Origin of the sequence: Achromobacter aegrifaciens, from assembly GCF_902859735.1 — a bacterium.
GTDB classification, from domain to species: Bacteria; Pseudomonadota; Gammaproteobacteria; order Burkholderiales; family Burkholderiaceae_B; genus Achromobacter; species Achromobacter aegrifaciens.
Genome location: NZ_CADIJY010000001.1, coordinates 708262 through 728103, shown reverse-complemented (window position 1 = coordinate 728103; position 19842 = coordinate 708262). Strand labels below are relative to the sequence as shown.

The 19842-nt window shown below is 67.5% G+C and carries 13 protein-coding genes; 11 read left to right on the top strand and 2 right to left on the bottom strand.

The window, feature by feature from the left end; translation table 11 throughout:
• Nucleotides 1-79: 79 nt before the first annotated feature.
• The gene (locus HV766_RS03355) at nucleotides 80-1120 is read left to right on the top strand and encodes a T6SS phospholipase effector Tle1-like catalytic domain-containing protein (protein ID WP_054452058.1); all 1041 of its coding nucleotides are present in this window, start codon (nucleotides 80-82) and stop codon (nucleotides 1118-1120) included.
• 197 nt (nucleotides 1121-1317) lie between these two features.
• On the top strand, nucleotides 1318-3084 hold the full coding sequence (locus tag HV766_RS03350; protein ID WP_175180560.1) for a GGDEF domain-containing protein: 1767 nt from the start codon (nucleotides 1318-1320) through the stop codon (nucleotides 3082-3084).
• A gap of 13 nt (nucleotides 3085-3097) precedes the next feature.
• Here HV766_RS03350 and HV766_RS03345 read toward each other — a convergent pair whose 3' ends face one another.
• Nucleotides 3098-6640 (bottom strand): indolepyruvate ferredoxin oxidoreductase family protein, encoded by a 3543-nt coding sequence (locus tag HV766_RS03345; protein WP_175180559.1) that lies wholly within the window; start codon nucleotides 6638-6640, stop codon nucleotides 3098-3100.
• Between the two features lie 102 nt (nucleotides 6641-6742).
• On the opposite strand from HV766_RS03345, the gene HV766_RS03340 reads away from it, so the two are divergent.
• A complete protein-coding gene (locus HV766_RS03340) occupies nucleotides 6743-7648 on the top strand; it encodes a LysR family transcriptional regulator (RefSeq protein WP_175180558.1) in 906 nt (301 codons plus the stop codon).
• 20 nt (nucleotides 7649-7668) lie between these two features.
• On the opposite strand, the gene HV766_RS03335 is transcribed toward HV766_RS03340, so the two are convergent.
• Nucleotides 7669-8577 (bottom strand): LysR family transcriptional regulator, encoded by a 909-nt coding sequence (locus HV766_RS03335; protein WP_175159912.1) that lies wholly within the window; start codon nucleotides 8575-8577, stop codon nucleotides 7669-7671.
• Between the two features lie 126 nt (nucleotides 8578-8703).
• On the opposite strand from HV766_RS03335, the gene HV766_RS03330 reads away from it, so the two are divergent.
• The 8 genes from HV766_RS03330 to prpF all read left to right on the top strand — a co-directional run bounded on the left by HV766_RS03330 (nucleotide 8704) and on the right by prpF (nucleotide 19800).
• Entirely contained in the window at nucleotides 8704-9297 is a 594-nt protein-coding gene (locus HV766_RS03330; protein WP_054452076.1) for an amino acid synthesis family protein, read from the top strand.
• The gene (locus HV766_RS03325) at nucleotides 9294-10082 is read left to right on the top strand and encodes an alpha/beta fold hydrolase (RefSeq protein ID WP_054452077.1); all 789 of its coding nucleotides are present in this window, start codon (nucleotides 9294-9296) and stop codon (nucleotides 10080-10082) included. Before HV766_RS03330 ends, HV766_RS03325 begins: the two co-directional genes overlap by 4 nt.
• A gap of 31 nt (nucleotides 10083-10113) precedes the next feature.
• On the top strand, nucleotides 10114-11085 hold the full coding sequence (locus tag HV766_RS03320; RefSeq protein WP_175180557.1) for a Bug family tripartite tricarboxylate transporter substrate binding protein: 972 nt from the start codon (nucleotides 10114-10116) through the stop codon (nucleotides 11083-11085).
• Nucleotides 11086-11192: 107 nt separating this feature from the next.
• Nucleotides 11193-13085 carry a sigma-54-dependent Fis family transcriptional regulator gene (locus tag HV766_RS03315; protein WP_175180556.1) on the top strand — a complete coding sequence of 631 codons (1893 nt, stop codon included), beginning with the start codon at nucleotides 11193-11195 and terminating at the stop codon, nucleotides 13083-13085.
• 218 nt (nucleotides 13086-13303) lie between these two features.
• Nucleotides 13304-15106: an NAD(P)/FAD-dependent oxidoreductase gene (locus tag HV766_RS03310; protein ID WP_175180555.1), complete on the top strand. Its 1803-nt coding sequence runs from the start codon at nucleotides 13304-13306 to the stop codon at nucleotides 15104-15106.
• A 130-nt stretch (nucleotides 15107-15236) separates the two neighbouring features.
• Complete coding sequence (locus HV766_RS03305; protein WP_175159902.1) at nucleotides 15237-15947, top strand: GntR family transcriptional regulator; 711 nt, start codon at nucleotides 15237-15239, stop codon at nucleotides 15945-15947.
• Nucleotides 15944-18553: a Fe/S-dependent 2-methylisocitrate dehydratase AcnD gene (acnD, locus tag HV766_RS03300; protein ID WP_054452082.1), complete on the top strand. Its 2610-nt coding sequence runs from the start codon at nucleotides 15944-15946 to the stop codon at nucleotides 18551-18553. The genes HV766_RS03305 and acnD overlap by 4 nt, the downstream gene beginning before the upstream one ends.
• 62 nt (nucleotides 18554-18615) lie before the next feature.
• Nucleotides 18616-19800, top strand: a complete 1185-nt coding sequence (prpF, locus tag HV766_RS03295) for a 2-methylaconitate cis-trans isomerase PrpF (RefSeq protein WP_054452083.1) — start codon at nucleotides 18616-18618, stop codon at nucleotides 19798-19800.
• Nucleotides 19801-19842 lie beyond the last annotated feature (42 nt).

The following is a 19842-nucleotide window of genomic DNA, read 5'->3' as shown; positions in this document are numbered from 1 at the left end:
TGCTAGCTTACCGTCGCGCACGACGCGGACCATGCCAGCAAACAGATTCATTGCAAGACTCAATCTGTGGAGAACGATCATGGTGAAGAATCTGGCCGTATTCTTCGACGGGACCTGGAACGAACCCAATGACCGCACCAACGTCTACGAACTCTACAAGGCGGCGCCCGAGACCTCCACGCAAGAGACGTTCTATATCGAAGGCGTAGGCACGCAGGGCCAGGGCCTGTGGGCGGCCATCGACAAGTTCGCCGGCGGCGCCTTTGGGGCAGGACTGTCGGCCAATATCCGCACGGGCTACCGCTGGCTTTGCCAGCGCTACCAACCGCGCGACCGCATCTTCCTGTTCGGGTTCAGCCGTGGCGCCTACTCCGCCCGCAGCCTGGCCGGCATGGTGCGCAAATGCGGCCTGCTGAACGATCCCTCCGACAACAACGTGGAGCAAGCCTATGCGCTCTACCGCGACGACTGCATCCCCTCCTCGCTGGAAGCCGCGACCTTCCGCGTGAATTTCTCGCGCGAGACCGACGTGCATTTCGTCGGCGTCTGGGACACGGTCGGCAGCCTGGGCATACCGGTAGGCGGCATCCCTTTTCCGGGTTTCTCCAGGTTCTACAACTTCCACGACACCGAACTCAGCAACCACGTCCATCACGCCTATCACGCAATCGCCACCAACGAATTCCGCGAACCGTATGCGCCTACCCTGTGGACCCGGCTGGCTGACTCCGAGCCGCGTCCAGCCGACCATCCGGTCGAGCAGCGCTGGTTCATCGGCGCCCATTCGGACGTCGGCGGCGGCTACCGGGACGGCAGCCTGCAGACGCTGCCCGCCTCGTGGCTGCAGGAGAAGGCGCGCCAGGTCGGCCTGGAGGCCGGACTGGCGCAACGCGTCGCCACGGACTACGACCAATGCGAGCCGCACGACTCCTACCGCGAGTTCACGGAGAAGGTGCTGATCCATGTAAAAAAACGCCCCAGGCTGTGGGATGGCGCGACCGTGCTCAATCTGACGGTGGACGACCAACTCCTGAAGCGGTTCGGGCGCAGCCTGGATTTCCTGAAGGAGTATCCCGACTTCAAGAACGCGCTGGAAAAGCTGCCCGTCGCGCGGCCATGATGGGCCCGCCGCGCATGTTGGAAGAAGCCCTGAAAGCGCTCGCAATAGAGTGATGCAATGCGCTGGCAAATGAGACTTTACGACTTAAAGCGATACAAACTTCGTTCCGTCGGACTGTGGCGGGAAAACCATGCATTGGGCGGCCCATTTCAAGTAACCTCCGGCCACCAGTCATTGTTCCGAGCCGATGTTTACGCATGTTCCGCAATGTCTTTGCTCTCAAATCCCTTGAAAGGTATTTCCTGACACTGGCAGCCGGCGTAGCGCTGCCGGTCTCCATGCTGACCGTGATCGTGGTGCAGCAGAACTGGCGGTCGCTGGCCGCCACCGACGACGCCATGCGGGGCTTCATCGTGGTCCGCACGACCCTGATGACGATGGAAGCGGTATCCGCCGAACGCGGCCCAATGAACTCGGCGCTGGGCTCCGACCTGCCGGTCCCCGAAAACATCCTGCGCGCGCTGGCCGAAGCCCGCCAGCGCACCAATGCGCAAGTCGCCGACCTGCTTGCGCTCTACCGCGCACCTCTCAATCCCAACGGCGCCCGCGAATTCACCAACATCCAGCGCATCCGCGAGTCCCTGTTGAACGCCCGCGCCAGCGCCGACGCGGCCATCGCCGCGCCCCGCGCCAACACGTCCGGCCACAACCTGTGGACAGTGGTCGGCGACATGGTGGCGGTGGTTCCCGAACTGCGCGCCGCGATGTCCGACGGCATCGGCCTGGTCGCCCGGAACCAGGGCGAAGACTTCGACCTGCTGTCCCTGGCGCTGCTGGCCGGCGAACTGCGCGAACAGGCGGGACTGGTCGGCTCCACGTTCGCGCCGGCCCTCAGCAAGCGCCGCACGCTGACCGCCAGCGATCAGCTGAGGATAGAACGCGTGATCGGCCGCATCGACGAACTGCGCGCCCTGATCGACGCCAACATCGCCAGCATGCCGCGATACGCATCCTCCCTCGCCTACCGCGAACTGCAGCAGCAGTACTTCGGCGATGGCATGAACTACCTCGACAGCGTGCGCGCCATTGCCGAACGGGCGCCGGAGGAGTCATTGGTGTCGATGTACGAACTCGGCGCGAACTATGTGCCGCGCATGAAGTCCATCGTCCGGTTTCGCGACCTGATGCTCAACGAAGTGGAGCGGCGCATCGGAGAAAACCGCCAGGCCGCGATCCGCGTGCTGCTGACCACCCTGGCGGCCGCGGCAATGCTCACGGCCGCGTTGATAATCGGCCTGACCATGTTCCGCAAGCGCGTCATCCGGCCTTTCGTCCGCGCCACCAACATCATCGGCGCGATCGCGAAAGGCGGCGATGTGCCGCCCATTCCCGCCGACCAGTACCGGGGCGAAGTCAACGGCATGTTCAAGGCGCTGAACGTGCTCAACGACAACGCCACCGCCGTGCGTAAGCTGGAACTCGAACGCGACCGCCTGATTCAAGACCTCGCCATCATGGCCGAAACGGATTTCCTGACCGGCCTGCTGAACCGCCGTGCCTTCGAAAAGCGCCTGGAAGCTTCGCTGGACGATATCCGCAACGATCCGCAGAGCGGTCTGGGCTTCATCCTGTTCGACATCGACCACTTCAAGTCCATCAATGACACGCACGGCCACGCTACAGGCGACGAAGCGCTCAAGACCGTGGCCGATCTGTGCCGCAAGACCTTCCGCGAATCCGACGTGGTCGCGCGCGTGGGCGGCGAAGAGTTCGCGGTGCTGTGCCGCAGCCGCAACCCCGACCGCGTCCGGGACATCGCGGAACGCATGCGGCTGAGCATCGCGCAAACGCGGCTCAGTGCCGGCGCGGGCGCCAGCTTCAGCATGACCGCCAGTTTCGGCGTGGCCCACGCCCGCGGCAGCGATACGGCAGCGCTGGAAAACCTGTCGCGCCGCGCCGACGAATTGCTATATAAGGCCAAGCTGACCGGCCGCAACTGCGTGCTGCTCGAACAGATGGCTTGACGCCACGAGCCACTCAAGCCGCCAGCGTTTCCCGCGCCGGCGCGCGGTATTGCTCCCACAGCCCGGCTTCCCGCGCGCGCGCCCGTTCGACGTTCTGCTCCTTGACATGGCCATAGCCGCGGATCGTGTCAGGCAGCGCGGCCAGTTCCAGCGCCGTGGCGCGATTGGCCGCGTCCAGCGTGCGGGAGAACTCCTCGGCCAGCGCCAGGTAGTCGGCCGCCAGTTGTCGCTCCATGCGGCGTTCGGCGGTCTTGCCGAACACGTCCAGCCAGGTGCCGCGCCACCGCTTCATGGGCGCCAGCGCGCGAAACGCCAGTCCCATCCACGAACCGTAGGCGCGCTTCTGCAGGCGCCCGCGCGCGTCGCGGCGCGCCAGCGCGGGTGGCGCCAAGTGATAGCGCAGCTGGTAGTCGCGGCCGGGTTCTCCTTCGAACTGCTCGCGCAGCCGGGCCTTGAAGGCCGGATCCACGTACAGGCGCGCCACCTCGTACTCGTCCTTGTAAGTCATGAGTTTGGCGAGGTTGCGCGCGACCGCCTGCGTGACCTCGAAACGCTGCGGATCCGCCAGCGCAGCTTCGCGCGCCCGCACCGCTGCCACCGCATCCAGGAAGCGCGCGGCGTAGGCCTCGTCCTGATAGGCGCGTACGTGTTGCGCCAGCCGCTGGATCTGGCCGTCCAGGGACTCCGGCAAGGCCATCACTTGCGCCCGCGGCGCCGGCTTGAGCGCGGCGGCGCCATGATGCGCGGCTTGCCGGCCCAGTTCAAAGGCGGCCAGGTTCTTTTCGACCGAGACGCCGTTCAGCTCGATGGCGCGCCGCAGGCTGTCCAGCGCCAGCGGCAGGCCGCCCTGCTGCCAGGCATAGCCCAGCAGCAGCGGATTGGCGTAGATGGTGTCGCCGAGCAGGGCCTCGGCCAGCGGGCCGGCCTCGATGAAATCGCAGTTGCCGCCCGTGCTGCGCGCCAGCGCGGCTTCGGCTTGCGCGCCGGGGAAGCGCCAGCTCGGCTGCGACAGGAAGGCTGCCGTCGGCGCGGCGCTGCTGTTCACCACGGCGCGGCCATGGTCCGGGCGCAGGCGCGACAGCACTTCGGGCGACGCCGACACCAGCGCGTCACAGCCGATGACCAGGTCGGCCTCGCCCAGCGCCACGCGCGTGGCATGCAGGTCCGCGGGGCGATTGGCCAGCTGCACGTGGCTGAGCACGGCGCCGCCTTTCTGCGCCAGCCCGGCCATGTCCAGCACGGTCACGCCCTTGCCTTCAAGATGCGCGGCCGCGCCCAGCAGCGCGCCTATGGTCACGACGCCGGTTCCGCCCACGCCCGCGATCACCACGCGGTAGGCCCCAAGCGGACGGATCCCTGCCAGGTCGGGCTGCGGCGGTTCGGCCAACGCGGGGAGATCCCTGCCCGTGCCCGGCTTGCGCAGCGTCGCGCCTTCCGCCGTGACGAAGCTGGGGCAAAAGCCCTCCACGCAGGAAAAGTCCTTGTTGCAGGACGACTGGTTGATGCGGCGTTTCGTGCCCAGCGGCGTATCCAGCGGCTCGACCGACAGGCAATTGGATTGCACCGAGCAGTCGCCGCAACCTTCGCAGACCGACTCGTTGATGAAGGCGCGGCGCGGCGGATCGGGATACTCGCCGCGCTTGCGGCGGCGGCGCTTCTCGGTGGCGCAGGTCTGGTCGTAGATCAGCACCGTCGTGCCAGCGATGTCGCGCAAGGCGCGCTGCACGTCGTCGAGCGCCTTGCGGTGGTGCACCTCCACGCCCTGCGGCAACGCGGTAGCGCCGGCGTACTTTTCCGGCTCGTCGGTCACCACCACGGTCTTGACCACGCCTTCGGCCTGCATCTGGGCGGCGATCTGCGGCACCGTGAGCACGCCATCCACCGGCTGCCCGCCCGTCATCGCGACGGCGTCGTTGTAGAGAATCTTGTAGGTGATGCTGGCGTGCGCGGCGACTGCCGCGCGTATGGCCAGCAACCCCGAATGGAAATAGGTGCCGTCGCCCAGGTTGGCGAAGATGTGACGCTCAGCGGTGAAATCCTTCTGCCCCAGCCAGGCGACGCCCTCGCCGCCCATCTGGCTGAAGGTGTCGGTCTTGCGGTCCATCCACATCGCCATGTAATGGCAGCCTATGCCGGCCACGGCGCGCGAGCCTTCGGGCACGCGGGTGGAGGTATTGTGCGGACAGCCGGAACAGAACCAGGGTTTGCGCTCTTCCACCAGCGTGGGACGGGAAGCCTCGCGCTCCTTGGCGTCGATGACAGCCAGCCGCGCCGCGATGCGCGCTCTCAGCGCATCCGACAGGTCGGCCTTTTCCAGCCGCGCGGCGATGGCGCGGGCGATCAGCGCGGGCGACAGCTCGTGACGCGCGGGCAGCAGCCAGCCGCCGCGCGGCGTGGACCATTCGCCGCCGCCGTTGTCGCGTTCGTCGAACTTGCCGTAGACGCGTGGCCGTACATCGTCGCGCCAGTTGTAGAGTTCTTCCTTCAGCGCGTATTCCAGGATCTGGCGCTTTTCCTCCACCACCAGGATCTCTTTCAGGCCGGTGGCGAACTCGCGCGCATCCTGCGCGTCCAGCGGCCAGATGCAGCCCACCTTCAGCACGCGTATGCCGGCCTCGCTACAGGCCGCCTCGTCCAGGCCCAGGTCGTTGAGCGCCTGGCGCACGTCCAGATACGCCTTGCCCGCGGTCATGATGCCGAAATGCGCTTGCGGGGAATCCAGCACCACGCGGTTCAGCTTGTTGGCGCGCACATAGGCCAGCGCCGCATACCACTTGTGGTCCAGCAGCCGCGCCTCCTGCGCCAGCGGCGTGTCGGGCCAGCGGATGTTCAGGCCGCCTTCGGGCAAGACGTCTTCGGGCAGCACCACCTGCACCCGGTCCGGATCCACTTCCACCGAAGCGCTGGACTCGACCACGTCGGTCACGCACTTCATCGCCACCCACAGGCCGGTGTAGCGGCTCATGGCCCAGCCATGCAGGCCGTAGTCCAGGTACTCCTGCACGTTGGACGGATACAGCACTGGTATGCCGCTGGCGATCAGCACGTGCTCGGACTGGTGCGCCACCGACGAGGACTTGGCGGCATGGTCGTCGCCCGCCAGCATCAGCACGCCGCCATGCGCCGAACTGCCGGCGGAATTGGCATGCTTGAGTACGTCCACCGACCGGTCCACGCCCGGCCCCTTGCCGTACCACATGCCGAATACGCCGTCGCGCGCCGCCCCCGGAAACAGGTTCAGCTGCTGCGAGCCCCATACCGCCGTGGCGGCCAGGTCTTCGTTCACGCCGGGCTGGAACACCACGTCGTTGGCCTGCAGGTGGCGCTTGGCCTTCCACAGGGCCTGGTCCAGCCCGCCCAGCGGCGAGCCGCGGTAGCCAGAGATGTAGCCGCCGGTGTTCAGGCCGGCCTGCAGGTCGCGCTGCTTTTGCAACAGCGGCAGCCGCACCAGGGCCTGGGTGCCACTCAGATAGATGCGCCCGTGGCTGCGGGTGTACTTGTCGTCCAGCGTCAGGCCATGGGTATCGGCCGCGCCTGCGGAAAGGGGGGTGTCCACGCTTGTCTCCTGCGTTCCGGTTCTTGGTGTTTTGCCGCAGTGTAGGAAGCAGGCTGGTTATCGTATATTCATATATTCAGGTATCAGGTATGTGCTAAACAGATGGCTAACGATGTCACCCTGCGCCAACTGCGCTACTTCGCGGCTGCCGCCCGGACCGGCCGGTTTTCCATGGCCGCCGCCGACGAGCATGTCTCCCAATCCGCGGTCACCAACGCCGTCCTGGCGCTGGAGGCGCAACTGGGCGTGCGGCTGTTCGACCGCCATCCGCATGGCGTCACCCTGACGCCCGAAGGGCATAACTTCCACCAGCGGGCGCGTGAAGTGCTCGACTCGCTGGACGACGCCCTGCGTGAACCCGGCTTCCAGCGCTATGCGCTGCGCGGCGCAGTGAGGATCGCCGCGTCCTACACGGTGCTGGGCTACTTCCTGCCCGACCTGCTGGCGCGCTTCCGGCGGCGCTATCCCGACGTGGAGCTGGACCTGCTAGACCTCGACCGGCCCGAGATCGAAGCCGCCGTAACCCGCGGCGAGGTCGAGCTGGGCGTGGCGCTGCTGTCCAACGTGGAACGGCGCGAGCGCTTCGGCCACCAGGTGCTGGTGCGCTCGCGGCGGCAGCTATGGACCGCGTCCGGCCATCCGCTGGCGCAGGCATCGGCGCCGTCGCTGGCCGACATTGCCGGCTATCCCTACATCCTGTTGGAAATGGACGAAGGCGAACGCTCCGCGCTGGCCTACTGGCGCGCCCACGGCCTGCAGCCCGACATCGCCTTCCGCACGCGCTCGATGGAGGCGCTTCGCGGGCTGGTTGCGCATGGCTTCGGCGTCACGATGCTGTCGGACATGGTCTACCGTCCGTGGTCGCTGGAGGGCCGCAAGATCGAGGCCGTACCCATTACCGATGCCGTCCCGCCCATGGAGGCCGGGCTGCTGTGGCATCCGCAAGCGCGGCTGGCCAAGCCCGCCGAAGCCTTCCGCCAGTTCATGATCTACGCCTGCGGCGTCTAGCGCCGCAGCACGCCTGGTCGCTATACCAGGATCGCGCCCTTGCGGCGCGTGAACTGGGCCAGGGAACGCAGGGCCAATGCATGCATGGCAGCCACCGACGGCAGCAGCGTTTCTTCCTTGCGGGTCAGCACGCCGACGATGCGCTCGACCGTGGGTTCGGCCAGCGGCACGAAGGCCAGTCCGGTCGCGGCGGCCGGCCGCGCCAGCACCGGCAGCACCGTCACGCCCAGCCCGCTGACCACGCTGGCCAGGAGCGACGCGCGGTTCGACACCACCATGAACGGGTCCTCGATGGCGCTGCCCAGTTGCCGGTTCTTCAGCGTGTCGAAGGTGGCATTGCCTATCAGGCGCTCGCCCGCCAACGCCGACCAGGGCACGGGGCCGCGCCGCCGCGCCAGCGGATGGCTCTTGCGGCACACCAGGCCGAACGCGTCGCGCGCCACCGGCGCGAATGCCACCTCCGCGGTGCGCGGCACCTGCCCCGCCACCCCTACCTGCACCTCACCGCTCAGCACCAGCCGGTGCACATCCTGCGACGACTCGTCGACGGCGCGGATGCGGATCGCGGGGTGGCTGCGCGCATAGCGCTCCAGCAAACGCGGCAGCCACTCGTCGGCCAGCGACGGCATCACCGCCAGCGATACCGGTCCCTGGCTGCCCAGGCCGAACTGACGCGCCGCGTCCAGCACCCGGTCGTGGGTGGACAGCAGTTCGCGGAATAACGGAGCCACGGCGATACCCAGGGGCGTGAGCTGCGCGCGCTTGCCGGGTTCGAACAGCGGCGCGCCCAGCTGCTGCTCAAGATCCTGCATGGCCGCCGACACGGCCGCCTGCGAACGGAATGTGCCTTCGGCCGCCAGACGGAAACTGCCGTGGTCGGCCGCCAACAGAAACTGGCGCAGATGCTGGATCTTCAAGGGCGCGGACATGGCTTCAGGGGTGCAGAAAATTCGGATTTTCCGAAATTAACTTGAGTTAATTTGGATTGTCAAAACTCCGCCTTGCCTTCAACAATGGCCGCGTCTTTCATTCCTACAGGTACTGGAGCAGCGGTTATGTCTTTGCAAGTGCGCAAGGTAGTCAGCTATGTGGAAAAAACCCTGATCGAAGGCGGTCGCGCCGCCGAGCGCCCGCTGGTGATGGTCATCGCCGCGGCCGTGATCCGCAATCCCTGGGCCGGCCAGCCGTTCCAGGAAGACCTGCGGCCCAAGATCCTGGAAGCCGCGCCGCCGCTGGGCGAGCTGCTGGTCGCGGAAATCCTGCGTCAGGCCGGCTCGGCCGACCAGGTTGAAGCCTATGGCAAGGCCGCGGTCGTGGGCACGGCCGGCGAAGTCGAACACGCCTCGGCGCTGATCCACACCCTGCGCTTCGGCAACGCCTATCGCGGCGCGGTTGGCGGCACCAGCTACCTGAGCTTCACCAATATGCGCGGCGGCCCCGGCTGCGTGATCACCGTGCCGCTGATGCACAAGCTCGACGAAGGCCTGCGCTCGCACTATCTGACCGTGCAGACAACCATCAACGACGCGCCCGCCCCCGACGAAATCGTGATCGCCCTGGGCGCGGCGACCTCGGGCCGTCCGCATCATCGGATCGGCAACCGCTATTCCGACCTGCAGGAACTGGAACGCGAGGCGCAGGCCAAATGAGCGCGCATTTTCGCCGTTCGGGCCGCGGCGTACCGCTAGTGCTGCTGCATGGCGTCGGCCTGGACCACACCTTGTGGGACGATCTGGCGCCGCTGCTGGAGCCGCATTTCGAGGTGCTGCGCTACGACATGCTGGGCCATGGCCGCGCCCCCGCCGTCGCCGATGGAGTGACGGTGCAGGACTACATCGCGCAGCTGGACGCGGAACTGGATCGCGCCGGCTGGCAAAGCGCCAATCTGCTGGGCTATTCCATGGGCGGCCTGATCGCGGGCGCCTATGCCGCCGCACGCCCGCAACGCGTCACGCGCCTGGCCTTGCTGAGCACGGTGTTCCGCCGCAGCGCGGACGAAACGCGCGCCGTGCTGGCGCGGCTGGAAGCAGCTGCCACGCAGGATCCCGCAGCCGCGGCCCAGGTCTCGCTGCAGCGCTGGTTCACGCCCGCGTTCCAGGCCCGGCGTCCCGAGCGCGTGGCCAGCATCGGCCAGCGCCTGCTGGACAACGACCGCGCCAGCTTCCTGGCCGCTTACCGCGTGTTCGCGCAGGGCGACCCGATCCTGGCGCAGGCCGCGCCAGACATCGCCTGTCCCGCGCTGGCGCTGACCGGCGAACTGGACGTCGGCTCGACCCCGCGCATGACACGGGAACTGGCCGAAGCGCTGCCCCATGCGCAGGCGCAGGTGGTGCCAGGCCAGCGACACATGCTGCCGGTGGAGGAACCGGCCATCGTGGCGGCGGCGCTGCATGGATTTTTTCTGCCGGCTGCCGGCGCGCCAAGCGCGGCCTAGCCCGCGTAGAGTGGATACGGAGACAAACAATATGAATCGCAGAACCATCCTGAAGAACATGGCGGCCCTGGCGCTCACGCCGCTGGGCGCAGCGCTCGGCGGCGCCGCCAGCGCGCGCGAAGCCCCTTTGCGCGTCATCGTGCCCTTCCCGCCCGGCGGCGGCACCGACGTGCTGGGCCGAGTGATCGCCGCCACGCTGGAAGGCGCGCTGGACCGCCCGGTGGTGGTTGAGAACAAACCCGGCGCCAGCGGCATGCTGGGCGCCGACTACACCGCCAACGGCGCCAAGGATGGCAGCGTGCTGCTGTTTGCCGGCCTGGTGCCATCGGTGCGCTACTACGCCAAGCCGCCCGAGGACGTGCTCAAGCAACTGGCGCCGGTCTGCCCGATTGCGCGTTCGCCCTACATGGTGGCGGTCAATGCGGACCTGCCTGCCAAGACCCTGGGCGAACTCGTCGCCCAGGCCAAGCGCGAGCCCAAGGGGCTGACCTTCGGCTCCCCCGGCAACGCCACGCCGCAACATCTGGCCACCGAATTGCTGCAGGCCGCCTGCGGCATCGACATGCTGCACGTGCCCTACCGCGGCACGGGTCCGATGATGACGGACCTGCTGGGCGGACAGATCCAGGTGGTGGTCGCCACCGTCGCAGCGGTGGAACCGTATCTGCAAGGCGGACGCCTGCGCGTGCTGGCCGTGACCAGCCCGGAACGCCTGCCCAAGTACCCCGACATTCCCACGGTGGCGGAAGGCGGTTACCCCGGCTTCTCGGCGCAGATCCAGTTCGGCACCTATTGCGCGGCGGGCACTCCGGAAGCCACCATCGCGGCGCTGAACCAGGGCATCAACCGCGCGCTGCAGACCGAGACGGTGCGCGCCAAGCTGGGCGAACAGGGCTTCCAGCCCACCGGCGGCACGCCCGCGCAGCTGCAACAGGCGTTGCTGGCGGAAATCCGCGACGTGGCGGGGCTGGTGCAGGCCGGCAAGGTCAAGGTCGACCTGTAGCGTCCCCCATACGTCCCGATGCTGGATAACCAGCATTTACAGGCGTGTCGTCCTCTGTGCATGCTGGCCGTTGATCCGGCGCAGATCGGGCGCAACATGGAGACGACATGCCTAGTCAGGAATCCCTGCACTCCGCCCATATCCGCGAGATCGAACAAGTCGGCCAGGGCCGCCCCACCCAGCGCGACGCGCACGTGGTCAGCAGCTGGCTGCGCTGCCTGGACCAGTACCGGCTGGATCCCGCCCAGGCCTGCGAGGCCTATATCGTGCCGGATGGCCGGCTGCGCGAACACCGCCAGCAGTCCGAAGCGCTGATTTCCATTGCAAGGTCCGGCCTGGACCATCTGTTCCGCCAGGTCGCCGGCCAAAACTACGTGCTGCTGCTGGCCGATCGCCAGGGCGTCACAGTGGAATTCCTGGGCGACGCGCAACAGACCGCCAGCCTGCGCAAGGCGGGACTGTATCTGGGGTCGGAATGGTCGGAGCGCCGCGCCGGCACCTGCGCCGTCGGCGCCTGCCTGGAAAGCGGCGAAGCCCTTACCATCCACCAGAGCGACCACTTCGACAACACCCACACGCCCCTGTCCTGCACCGCCGCCCCCATCTACAACGCCGACGGCGAACTCGCGGCCGTGCTGGACATTTCGCTGCTCAGTTCGCCCATCCTGAAAGCCAGCCAGAACCTGGCGCTGCATCTGGTCACCAGCACCACTCGGCGCATCGAGATGGCCAATCTGATGGCGCGCACCAGCAACGAATGGGTGCTGCGCTTCGCGCGCTCGCCGGAATTCCTGGACGTGGACCCGGAGGCCGCGATCTCGCTGGACGGCTCCGGCCGCATCCTGGGCATGACGCATACCGGCGCCAAACTGCTGGCGCGCGCCGCCGGCCTGGACTGGCGCAATCCCGCCGGCCTGATCGGCCAGCCCGTCACCCGTTTCTTCGACGTGCAGCTTGATGACCTGCCGCGCTACACCCGCGCCCATGCGCCGCAGCAACGCCTGATCGCGGCCCGCGACGGCAACGCGCTGTTCGCGCACGCCATCGAACCCAACCGGCACGCGCGCGGCGCCTCGGTCGCAGTGCGCGGCGCGCCGTCCGCGCTGCGCGGCCTGGACGGCGGCGACGCCCGCATGGCGGCCATGCTGACGCGCGCAGCCAAATTGGCCCGGCAGGGACTGCCCCTCTTGCTGCAAGGCGAAACCGGAGTCGGCAAGGAGTACTTGGCCCGCGCCATCCACGACGGCAGCCAGCGCGCCGGGCGCTTCGTCGCCGTGAATTGCGCGGCGATTCCCGAATCGCTGATCGAAAGCGAGCTGTTCGGCTACCTGCCCGGCGCCTACACCGGCGCGGCAGCCAAAGGCCGCAAAGGCTTGATCGAGGAATCCGACGGCGGCACGCTGTTCCTGGACGAGATCGGCGACATGCCGCTGGCGCTGCAAAGCCGCCTGTTGCGCGTGCTGGCCGAATCCGAGGTCACGCCCATCGGCGCCAACGCCCCGCGCGCCGTGCGCCTGTGCCTGGTGTCGGCCTCGCACCGCGACCTGGCCGCGCTGGTGCGCGAGGGGCGCTTCCGCGAAGACCTCTATTACCGCATCAATGCCGCCACGCTGACCGTGCCGCCGCTGCGCGAACGTGCGGACCTGGAATGGCTCATCGCCCGCCTGCTGGCGCGCCACCAGGACGAGTCCGGCGCCCCCGTGCTGGCGCCCGCCGCGCTGATGGCGTTGAAGGCGCATGCCTGGCCCGGCAATATCCGTGAACTCGCCAACGCCATCGCGGTCGCCGCCGCGCTGTGCGAGAACGGCGTGATCGAACCCGCCGACCTGCCCGACGCACTGGCGCCCGAGGCAGCCGTCGCCAGCCCGGCAGAAGCCGCCTTGCGCGCCATGCTGGCCAGTTGCGGCGGCAACGTCTCCGAAGCGGCGCGGCGCCTGGGCGTGGACCGCTCCACCGTGCATCGCCAGATGCGGCGCCACGGCGTCTCCTCGCGCTCCTGAGGCCCACGGCCGGGCGTCACCCCAGGCGCCACACCCTTGCGCCACAGGTGTGGCGCGGCGCCACGGCATCCAGTCCAGCTCTCCTGCGCGCCAGGGCTGGCATGCCGATTGCTTGATCGTTATCGACGCCCACCGGCCGGCACAGGCCGGGGCCGCCAGCGGACCATGTGCCGGTCCGCCACGACAACGATCGCCCGCCACGGGCAAGGAGACTAGACATGCAGACCGATCAAGCCGGCGCCGCCCTGGACGCCGTACTCACGCGCCTGAACACGGCGCTGGGCAACAAGGACATCGACGGCGTCGCGGCCCTGTTCCAGGATGACTGCTACTGGCGCGACCTGGTGCTGTTCACCTGGAACATCCGCACGCTCGAAGGCCATGGCCAGATCCGCGACATGCTGCAGCACCAGCTGTCGCAAGTGGAGCCGGTGCGCTTCAGCCTGGATCCGAAGGAAACCGTGTCGCAGGAGGCCGGCCTGCTGCAAGGCTGGATCGAGATCGAGACCAACCGCGCGCGCGGCTATGGCCACATCCGCGTCCAGGACGGCAAGATCTGGACTCTGCTGACCACCATGTCCGAACTCAAGGGGCACGAGGAACCCAGCGGCCTGCGCCGTCCCAAGGGCGCCGAACACGGCAGCAGCCGCACGCGCCAGACCTGGCTGGAAAAGCGCGAGCAGGAAGCCGCCGAACTGGGCTACCAGACCCAGCCCTACGTGCTCATCATCGGCGGCGGCCAAGGCGGCATCGCGCTGGGCGCACGCCTGCGCCAACTGGACGTGCCGACCATCATCATCGAAAAGAACGAACGCGCCGGCGACAGCTGGAGAAAGCGTTATAAGTCCCTGTGCCTGCACGACCCGGTCTGGTACGACCATCTGCCCTACATCCCCTTTCCCGAGAACTGGCCCGTCTTCGCGCCCAAGGACAAGATCGGCGACTGGCTGGAGATGTACACCAAGATCATGGAGCTCAACTACTGGACCTCCAGCGTCTGCCAGTCGGCCCGTTACGACGAGCAGAAACAGGAATGGGAGGTCACGGTGCTGCGCGAGGGCAAGCCCGTGGTGCTGCGGCCCAAGCAGCTGGTGCTGGCCACCGGCATGTCCGGCAAGCCCAATGTCCCCACCTTCCCCGGCCAGGACGAATTCCAGGGCGAACAGCAGCATTCCTCGCAACACCCCGGTCCCGACGCCTACCGCGGCAAGAACGTGGTCGTCATCGGCGCCAACAACTCCGCGCACGACATCTGCGCGGCGCTGTGGGAAGGCGGGGCCAACGTCACCATGGTGCAGCGCTCGTCCACCCACATCGTGCGTTCCGACACGCTGATGGACATCGGCCTGGGCGGCCTGTATTCAGAGCAGGCGCTGGCCAATGGCATGACCACCCGCAAGGCCGACCTGACTTTCGCGTCCCTGCCCTACAAGATCATGGCGCAGTTCCAGATCCCGCTCTACGACCAGATGCGCGAACGCGACGCCGGGTTCTACGCCAAGCTCGAAGAGGCCGGCTTCATGCTGGACTGGGGCGACGACGGTTCGGGCCTGTTCATGAAGTACCTGCGGCGCGGCTCCGGCTACTACATCGACGTCGGCGCCTGCGATCTGATCATCGACGGCAGCGTCAAGCTGCAGTCACGCACCGACGTCAGCCACCTGACACGCGACGCCGTGGTGCTGAAGTCCGGCGTCAGCCTGCCGGCGGACCTGGTGGTCTATGCCACCGGCTACGGCTCGATGAACGGCTGGGCCGCCGACCTGATCAACCGCGAGGTCGCGGACAAGGTCGGCAAGTGCTGGGGCCTGGGCTCGGACACCACCAAGGACCCCGGCCCCTGGGAGGGCGAGCAGCGCAACATGTGGAAGCCCACGCAGCAGGAAGCGCTCTGGTTCCATGGCGGCAACCTGCACCAGTCGCGGCACTACTCGCAGTACCTGTCCTTGCAGCTGAAGGCGCGGCAGGTGGCCGTGCCGGTGCAGGTCTATGGCTTGCAGGAAGTGCACCACAAGCGCTAGGCGCCCGCCCTGCGTCCCATTGGGGCGGGCTTGCGCCCGCCCCGCCTCCGAGGTAAATTGTTGACAATCTTGCGTCACACGGCGCTTTTTTCCGAATTTTTCTTCCCATAGCGGAAAGATTGTCAACACAATGAGCAAGGTGCTGACCCTGCCCGGCGCCGCCCCCGGCGACAACGAGACGCTTGCGGAACACATATTCCGCAAGATCCAGTCCGCCATCGTCAAGGGTGAAATCGCCCCCGGCAGCAAGATTTCCGAGCCCGAGCTGGCCCGCATCCATGGCGTCAGCCGCGGCCCGCTGCGCGAGGCCCTGCACCGCCTGGAAGGCCAGAAGCTGCTGGTGCGCGTGCCCCACGCCGGCGCCCGCGTGGTGTCGCTGTCGCAGCAGGAACTGTCCGAACTCTATGAAATCCGCGAATCGCTGGAAGGCACGGCCTGCCGCCTGGCCGCCGAACGCATGCCGCCCTCGGAAATCGCCGAGCTGCGCGCCGTGCTGGAAGCGCACGAACGCGATGAAGCCTTCCAGGCCGGGCTGGGCTATTACCAGCAGGAAGGCGACTACGATTTCCACTACCGCATCGTCAAGGGCAGCGGCAACCAGATGCTGTTCCGCATGCTGTGCGACGAGCTCTACCAGCTGGCGCGCATGTACCGCATCCAGTATTCGACCACCCCCAACCGCCCCCGGCAGGCCTACGCCGAACACCACCGCATTCTGGATGCCATCGCCGACGGCGATGGCGAGTTGGCTGAAATCCTGATGCGCCGCCACATCCGCGCATCCCGTATCAACATCGAACAGCAGATCGCGCAGGGCAACCTGCAGCGCACCGAGGCATGAACCAAAACTACCGCAAGCCCCTGCCCGGCACCCGCCTGGACTACTTCGACACCCGCGCCGCCGTCGAGGCGATCTCGCCCGGGGCCTACGACCGCCTGCCCTACACCTCGCGCGTGCTGGCGGAAAACCTGGTGCGCCGTTGCGATCCGGCCATGCTGACCGACGCGTTGAAGCAGCTGATCGAGCGCCGCCGCGATCTGGACTTCCCGTGGTTCCCGGCGCGCGTGGTCTGTCACGACATTCTCGGCCAGACCGCGCTGGTCGACCTGGCCGGCCTGCGCGACGCCATTGCCGACAAGGGCGGCGACCCCGCCAAGGTCAATCCGGTGGTGCCGGTGCAGCTGATCGTCGACCACTCGCTGGCCGTGGAATACGGCGGCGACGACCCCGACGCCTTCGCCAAGAACCGCGCCGTGGAAGACCGCCGCAACGAAGACCGCTTCCATTTCATCGACTGGACCAAGCAGGCCTTCCGCAACATCGAAGTCGTGCCGCCGGGCAATGGCATCATGCACCAGATCAACCTGGAACGCATGTCGCCCGTCATCTACACGCAGGACGGCGTGGCATTCCCCGACACGCTGGTCGGCACCGACAGCCACACGCCGCACGTGGACGCGCTGGGCGTGATCGCCATCGGCGTGGGCGGCCTGGAAGCCGAGAACGTCATGCTGGGCCGCGCCTCGTGGATGCGCCTGCCCGACATCATCGGCGTGGAACTCACCGGCCGCGCGCAGCCCGGCATCACTGCCACCGACATCGTGCTGACCCTGACCGAATTCCTGCGCAAGGAGAAGGTCGTGGGCGCCTACCTGGAGTTCTACGGCGCAGGCGCCGCCAGCCTCACGCTGGGCGACCGCGCCACCATCTCGAACATGGCGCCCGAGTACGGCGCCACCGCCGCGATGTTCTCGATTGACCAGCAGACCATCGACTACCTGCGCCTGACCGGCCGCGAGGACGAGCAGATCGCCTTGGTCGAGAACTACGCCAAGACCACGGGCCTGTGGTCCGACAGCCTGAAGCAGGCCGAATACGAACGCGTGCTGCGCTTCGACCTGTCCAGCGTGGTGCGCACCCTGGCCGGTCCGTCCAATCCGCACCGCCGCCTGCCGGTCAGCGACCTGGCCGAGCGCGGCATCTCCGGCGTGGTGGAAAACAATCCCGGCCAGATGCCCGACGGCGCCGTGATCATCGCCGCCATCACCAGCTGCACCAACACCAGCAATCCGCGCAACGTCATCGCCGCCGGCCTGTTGGCGCGCAACGCCAACCGCGCGGGCCTGACCCGCAAGCCCTGGGTCAAGAGCTCGCTGGCGCCGGGATCCAAGGCCGTCTCGCTGTACCTGGACGAAGCCGGCCTGACGCCGGAACTGGAACAGCTGGGCTTCGGCGTCGTGGCCTTCGCCTGTACCACTTGCAACGGCATGTCGGGCGCGCTGGACCCGGTCATCCAGCAGGAAATCATCGATCGCGACCTCTACGCCACCGCCGTGCTGTCCGGTAACCGCAACTTCGACGGCCGCATCCATCCCTATGCCAAGCAGGCCTTCCTGGCCTCGCCGCCGCTGGTAGTGGCCTATGCCATTGCCGGCACCATCCGCTTCGACATCGAGCGCGACGTGCTCGGCACGGACGCCGCCGGCCGCGAGATCCGTCTCAAGGACATCTGGCCCAGCGACGAAGAGATCGACGCCGTGGTGAAGTCGGCGGTCAAGCCCGAGCAGTTCCGCAAGGTCTACGCCCCCATGTTCGGCATCCAGGACGACCGCAAGGCCGCCGTCAGCCCGTTGTACGACTGGCGTGCGCAGAGCACCTACATCCGCCGCCCGCCATACTGGGAAGGCGCGCTGGCAGGCGAGCGCACGCTGCGCGGCATGCTGCCGCTGGCCGTGCTGGGCGACAACATCACCACCGACCACCTGTCGCCATCCAACGCCATCCTGATGGACAGCGCCGCGGGCGAATACCTGCACAAGATGGGCCTGCCCGAAGAGGACTTCAACTCCTACGCCACCCACCGCGGCGACCACCTCACCGCGCAACGCGCCACCTTTGCCAACCCCAAGCTCTTCAACGAAATGGTGAAGAACGCGGACGGCACGGTGAAGCAAGGCTCGCTGGCCCGCGTGGAACCTGAAGGCAAGGTCATGCGCATGTGGGAAGCCATCGAAACCTACATGGACCGCAAGCAGCCGCTGATCATCGTGGCCGGCGCCGACTACGGCCAGGGCTCGTCGCGCGACTGGGCCGCCAAGGGCGTGCGCCTGGCTGGCGTGGAAGCCATCGTCGCCGAAGGCTTCGAACGCATCCACCGCACCAACCTCATCGGCATGGGCGTGCTGCCCCTGGAATTCAAGGCGGGCGTGAACCGCAAGACGCTGGCCCTGGACGGCACCGAAAGCTATGACGTCATCGGCGAGCGCAAGCCGCGGGCCGACCTGACGCTGGTGATCCACCGCCGCAACGGCGAAACCGTCGAAGTCCCCGTGACCTGCCGCCTGGACACGGCCGAAGAGGTCTCGATCTACGAAGCCGGCGGCGTGCTGCAGCGCTTTGCCCAGGACTTCCTGGAAGCTTCCGGCGCCGACAAGAAAGCCGGCTGATCCGCAATAGGCGGGACGGGCGCCGCGGCGCCCGCCCCAACACCCATCATCAGGACTGCCCCATGACCCATGCTCCCCAGACCAAGATAGCCGCCACCTACATGCGCGGCGGCACCAGCAAAGGCGTGTTCTTCAAGCTCGACGACCTGCCCGAGTCCGCGCGCGTGCCCGGCGCCGCGCGCGACGCGCTGCTCATGCGCGTGATCGGCAGCCCCGATCCCTACGGCAAGCAGATCGACGGCATGGGCGCGGCCACCTCCAGCACCAGCAAGACCGTCATCATCGGCAAAAGCACGCGCCCCGACCATGACGTGGACTACCTGTTCGGCCAGGTCTCCATCGACCAGCCCTTCGTGGACTGGAGCGGCAATTGCGGCAACCTGTCCGCCGCCGTCGGCCCGTTCGCCATCACCAACGGCCTGGTCGACCCCGCCCGCGTGCCGCAGGACGGCGTCGCCGTCGTGCGCATCTGGCAGGCCAACATCCAGAAAACCATCATCGCGCACGTCCCCATGACGGGCGGCGCGGTGCAGGAAACCGGCGACTTCGAACTGGACGGCGTAACCTTCCCGGCGGCTGAACTGCGCCTGGAATTCATGGACCCGGCCGAGGAAGGCGACGGCGGTTCCATGTTCCCCACCGGCAAGCTGGTGGACGACCTGGAAGTGCCTGGCATCGGCACCTTCAAGGCCACCATGATCAACTCCGGCATCCCCACGATCTTCCTGGACGCCGAAGCCTTGGGCTACCGCGGCACCGAACTGCAGGACGACATCAACGGCGACGCCGCCGCGCTGGCGCGCTTCGAGACCATCCGCGCCCACGGCGCGCTGCGCATGGGCCTGATCAAGACGCTGGAAGAGGCCGCCAGCCGCCAGCACACGCCCAAGGTCGCCTTCGTGGCGGCGCCCAAGGAATACGTGTCCTCCAGCGGCAAGAAGATCGGCGCGGGCGACATCGACGTGCTGGTGCGCGCGCTCTCCATGGGCAAGCTGCACCACGCCATGATGGGCACCGCGTCCGTCGCCATTGCCACAGCGGCGGCGGTGCCGGGCACGCTGGTCAACCTGGCCGCGGGCGGCGGCGAACGCGACAATGTCTGCTTCGGCCATCCGTCCGGCACCTTGCGCGTCGGCGCCGAGGCCAAGCTGGTCGACGGCGAATGGAAGGTCACCAAGGCCATCATGAGCCGCAGCGCCCGCGTGCTGATGGAAGGCCGCGTCCACGTGCCGCGCGAGGGGTTCTGATCCGGCTTGCCGTTTCCAGCATGAAGAACGGGGCTTGCAAGC